Genomic DNA, 5,096 nt, shown 5'->3' with positions numbered 1-5,096 from the left:
TCCGGTAAAGTAAGGCCGGTTCTCATCGGCCACGTGCCCCCAAATGAACACCGCTTAATCTGATTCAACCCCGCAGTCTTTCCATGCCGCACTTCCGTCCGATTTCGATTTGTCTCTTGTCCCTTCTTGCCCTCTTAGTGCAAGCAACTTCATTGATGGGACAATCCAGCGAACCGGAAACCGACGACGCGGCGATCCGGTTTGGGACGATCGATGACGCGGTGGCTGGCGAGTGGGCAAAGCTGGTGCTGGGAGCGATCGATACCGAGTTTCCGAATAAGCTGTCGCTGGTCTACGTCGATGCGGACCAGCTCAAGACGCCTCAGGAAAATTTTCCAGCGTTCTACGGGTGCTTTGACTGGCACAGTAGCGTGCATGGGCATTGGCTGCTGGCTCGATTGCTCCGCACCCATCCGTCGATGGAGGCCGCCCCAAAAATCCGCACCGCGCTGGCGACACACTTGACGCGTGAAAACATCCAGCGGGAAACCGAGTTCTTCCGCCGTGATGAACACAAGACGTTCGAACGTATGTACGGATGGGCTTGGTACCTGCGTCTGGTGCTCGAACTCGACGACTGGGACAACGCCGATGCACAAACTTGGCGAGAGAACTTGAGGCCGCTGGAAGCATTGTTCGTCCAGCGGATCACGGCCTATTTGCCGCTATTGACGTTTCCGATCCGCACCGGACAACACACTGACACCGGATTTGCCCTGGGGCAAATTCTCGACTACGCCCGCGTAATGCAGCTTGACCCGCTGGAGCAATTGGTGATCGATCGCGCAGGTGCGTTCTACCGCAGCGACGTCGATTATCCGGTCCAGTACGAACCGTCGGGACACGACTTTTTTTCGTCCGGATGGAATGAAGCGGATTTGATGCGCCGCGTGATGCCGCAGGCGGAATTCACGCAGTGGCTGGAAAAGTTTGTCCCCGAGGTCGCCGTGCAACTCGTTGATGGCACAATTGCGCCGGTAAGCGTCAGCGATGTCACCGATGGAAAGCTGGTCCATTTGGCAGGCCTGAACCTGAATCGTGCCTGGTGTCTGCGAGCGGTGGCCAACGCGCTGCCCGAAGGTCATCGGCTGCGTCGTCCGCTGCTGCAGAGTGCCGCCAAGCATCTGGCCGCGGGCTTGGCCTACGTCAACAGCGGTCATTACGAAGGCGACCATTGGTTGGCCACGTTTGCTCTGTACGCGGCCACCCAAACAAGCGAAAGCATCCATGCAAACGAAAACGAGCATGAGTGACGCGGCGCAACCGACGCGGTCACGATTTCGGCTGGCCAGCGGCCCCGGTCTGCTGGTCACTGCCGCATTCATTGGCCCCGGAACCGTGGTCACGGCTAGCCGAGCGGGCACCGAGTTTGGTTGCTCGCTGTTGTGGACCGTGCTGTTCGCCGTGATCGGTACGATCCTGTTGCAATCGATGGCAGCTCGCTTGGGGATTCTGACCGGCAGCGGTCTCAGCGAAGCGATTCGTGAGTCGCTGAAAAATTCGCCTTGGCTTCGCCCTATGCTGGGGCTGGTGGTCCTCGCGATCGGGTTTGGCAACGCTGCCTATCAAACTGGTAACCTGACCGGTGCCGTCGTGGGCGTCTCTTCGCTTTTTGGTGGCTCCGCCGAAGCCTGGACCGCGGTGCTGGGGATCGTCACCACGTTGATCATCGCAACCGGCCGCGATCGATTGCTACAGCGGGTGTTGGTTTGCTTGGTCGTGATGTTGAGTATCGCGTTTCTGTATACCGCCGCGACCGGACTGCCGTCGCTGGATCGCGTGGCCGCGGGGTTATTCGTCCCGCGGGTTACTTCCGACAATTTGACGCTGGTGTTGGCGATGATCGGAACCACGATCGTTCCCTACAACCTGTTTTTACACGCCAGTCGTTCGGCATCGACATGGAAGGGGGTTCCGAAACACGATGCGATCCGCCACGCGCGTTGGGACACCGCGATCTCGATCGCACTCGGCGGGCTGGTTACTGCCGCGATTCTATTGACGGCCAGTGGAGCGTTTTACGATCAAGGAATCCGCTGGAACACCCCGGACCAGATCGCCGCCGGGCTGCGGCCAACGTTGGGCGCGGTCAGCGGACATGCCTTTGCCATCGGACTGTTTTGTGCCGGACTGACCAGTGCGGTGACCGCACCGTTGGCAACCGCTTACGCAGTCTGCGGCTGTTTGGGATGGCCGACCAAACCGAGCAGCAAAGCCTTTCGAGCGATCGCGATCTCCGTGATCGCCGCGGGCGTGACTGCGGCGATGATGATGCAGGGCAGTCCTGTGTTTACGATTGTCGTCGCGCAAGTCACCAACGGAATGTTGTTACCCATCGTCGCGGCGTTGATGTTGGTCGTGATTCAAAAACGCACCGCCGCGTCGTCACTGGCAATGTCGCCCGCGGGCGTCTACGCCGCCTGGACGGTGGTAGCGCTCGTCAGCCTACTCGGATTGTGGCGAGTACTCGCTGCCCTGGGATTTTGAGCGAGTAGCGATTTTTTACCGTAACGGAACTCGCGGGCGACTTGTTGATTCATTGAGCCGCGACGCGTCAGCGGCCGGGGCCCGCGCACAACCCGGTGCCTCACGAGAACGTCCGGTTTAGGCCGGAGGCCGATACATCCTCTGCCGTGGCCGTAAGGCCACGGGATGTAGCGAATGAGCTGCAAAGGCCGGAGGCCGACACAATGACTGAGTAAATGTGTCGGCCTCCGGCCTTGGATTTGCTGCATTCCAAACCGGTGGTTAACACCACCGGCATGAATTGTACCGGCCTCCGGCCTTAAAAAAAGAACGAATGCGAGTTGTCAGAGTCACCCTAAGCCGGACGTTCTCTCACGGCCCACGGCTCACCAATTAGTCACCACCAGGCCGGAGGCCGACACAGCAGCAGCGGTACCGCCCTCCGTCCTGCAATCAATCCCAACAACTTCAATTTGGTTGATTCCTTCGACGCAGACGTTTCTTCAACCTCCGTGAGTTTTTATTCACCAACGTGTTGCCATTTGCTCTCTCTGAGCAGGAGGTCGTCGCCGCTACTTCAGCGTCGACCAACAATGGCCAACCTGCGGTAAATCCAAAATGGCTCTAGCTCGTTACCCCGGCACCGGGCGTCTTGGAATGTGCGTTCTGCGGGAAATCGAAGGTCAACACAAGTGGATCCGATCCAGTGTTCTCAATTTCAACGCCGCCATTGGCAAGAGCCGCCTGAGTGATGAACCCGATTTCGGGATAGATCTCGCCGAGAATCATATCTTGGTGATATTGCACTTTGAGTTTTCCAACGCGGCCGCTTCCGCCATTGGTGTGGAACAGCGCGGGGCTCTCCGGACAAAACTGAGTCTTACCGCCAGGCTGTACAGTAAGCCGCAGGATCGAGCACTTCTGATCGCCGAGGAAATCACCGTAAACAATCCACTTGGCATCGACACCGTCACCTGCAAATTCTTCGGCCGTGATTGCCGGACGCCGATTCTTCTGGACGAAATCGGGATCCTGATTGGCTGCGAAGTCAAACTTCTCGACCAAGTATTCCCAGTCCTCGTGACGATCCTTCGGATAGTCCTCTTCCCGGCATGCGTAAAACGCATCCGCTGCTCCGATACGTCCGTCCAGCGTCAGATCCTCGGCCAAGAAGTGCTCATCCATCGTCACATGCAGCTCGTGCGTGCAAAGGTCCGTCGGCGAGTGCAGCACACCGTTTGGCATCACGAAACCATTGTCAAGTTGCATCATCACGTGCGGTGATAAATGCCGAACCCCGTTGTATTCATCCTGTCCGAAACGCTTCATACAGGCAAGGAAATCATCCTTGGTCACGAACGGATACAGTCCCATCGCCGTGGTGTGGTAATGCGATGGACTGACTCCAGGATTGTCGAAAGAATTGATGTCGTACACTTCCCACTTCGACCAGTGAAGGTGATGCGGGATTGGATTCAGATTGTCAAACTTCTTTGACACAATCGGCCAAGTCGGCGTTCCATAGAGTGATTTCGCAAACGCGGTTACCTTCTCACCCATGACCGCTTCAGGGTTGGCGGTGATCAGATCCTGCAACGAGATGAACTGCCCGTTCGGAGTCAGGACGTGCGATTCACCTTCACGGAACGGTGCTTTATTGGTGCGAGTATCGATGACCCCCGTCACGATGGGCACGGTACAGCACATCCAGAGTTCATCGAGTCCCGTCCCGTTCATGTAGTCCGGGTAGTACGATTTGGCATCAAGGCGAAGGCGTTTACCCGGCGTGCAAAATGTCCGGCCGGCGTACCGGTGCAATAGCTGCAATACTCCGTCGTTCTCATTCAGGCAGTCATCGAGAATCGAATCCGATCCTCCGCCGGTTCCGTCGATCACATCTTGTTGGGGGTACTCGTGCAGTTTATCGGCGAGAATTGACACCATGGGTAATGGACCTCAATGAATCGTAAGAAGCGTGTCGGTTCCAAAAATTGCTTTTTGGAGAGTGGGTGGGGAACGTCATTTGCTAAAACGCAGCGAGACTGACGAAAAATCGAATGGTCCCCGCTGATAGCAGAGGGTTGTAGTGTACGAAAAGTGGCCCGAAGGAATCAGGGGGGGCCGTGCAACGCTGTCTCGGATTTATGCGTTGGATGAAGTCATTGGCAGGCTCCAACGGGTTGTCGTCACGCCCTCGATGGTGGTCCTTTCGGGCCGCAAGCCGGTAGGTTGCCCGCACCAGGAAACAAAATTCCCCTCCCCCGGCAGGAACAGCACGACACGCGAAAACGCGAAAGAAACGGACGCGTTTGACGCGATGGGTGGGACCCGGGGACGGGACCCGAGGACAGAGCGCTCGGGACCTGGGGACGGACGGGACCTGGGGACAGCGGACGGGACCAGGGGACAGAGCACTTGCTCGAAAGTCAGCGACGTCCTGCTGGGGGCAGCGATGACGTTTCCGACGCTTTGAAATTACCAATCAGTTTGATCTGGCCCTAAGACACAGTCGATTTCAAATCACCCGAAAAGTGCTCTGTCCTCGAGACTCGGTCGAGACTATCGCCGTGCTGCCAACTCCTCAGGCATTATGCATTTTAAGCGTAGCGGAAGTCGTCAACGACTTGTTG

3 protein-coding genes are annotated in these 5,096 nt (G+C 57.4%); 2 read left to right on the top strand and 1 reads right to left on the bottom strand.

Annotated features, from left to right (window positions below; genetic code table 11):
- Positions 1-83: 83 nt before the first annotated feature.
- Both RMSM_RS02505 and RMSM_RS02500 read left to right on the top strand, forming a co-directional pair.
- The gene (locus RMSM_RS02505; RefSeq protein WP_052031454.1) at positions 84-1,253 is read left to right on the top strand and encodes a DUF2891 domain-containing protein; all 1,170 of its coding nucleotides are present in this window, start codon (positions 84-86) and stop codon (positions 1,251-1,253) included.
- Positions 1,228-2,487 carry an Nramp family divalent metal transporter gene (locus tag RMSM_RS02500; RefSeq protein WP_236621973.1) on the top strand — a complete coding sequence of 420 codons (1,260 nt, stop codon included), beginning with the start codon at positions 1,228-1,230 and terminating at the stop codon, positions 2,485-2,487. The genes RMSM_RS02505 and RMSM_RS02500 overlap by 26 nt, the downstream gene beginning before the upstream one ends.
- A gap of 603 nt (positions 2,488-3,090) precedes the next feature.
- Here the strand turns inward: RMSM_RS02500 and RMSM_RS02495 are convergent.
- The gene (locus RMSM_RS02495) at positions 3,091-4,410 is read right to left on the bottom strand and encodes a hypothetical protein (RefSeq protein ID WP_008691086.1); all 1,320 of its coding nucleotides are present in this window, start codon (positions 4,408-4,410) and stop codon (positions 3,091-3,093) included.
- Between the last annotated feature and the right edge of the window lie 686 nt (positions 4,411-5,096).

It is taken from the genome of Rhodopirellula maiorica SM1 (assembly GCF_000346295.1).
In the GTDB taxonomy this organism is placed as follows: Bacteria; Planctomycetota; Planctomycetia; order Pirellulales; family Pirellulaceae; genus Novipirellula; species Novipirellula maiorica.
The sequence above is the reverse complement of the archived record's forward strand: the minus strand, read 5'-3'. Positions and strand labels throughout refer to the sequence as shown.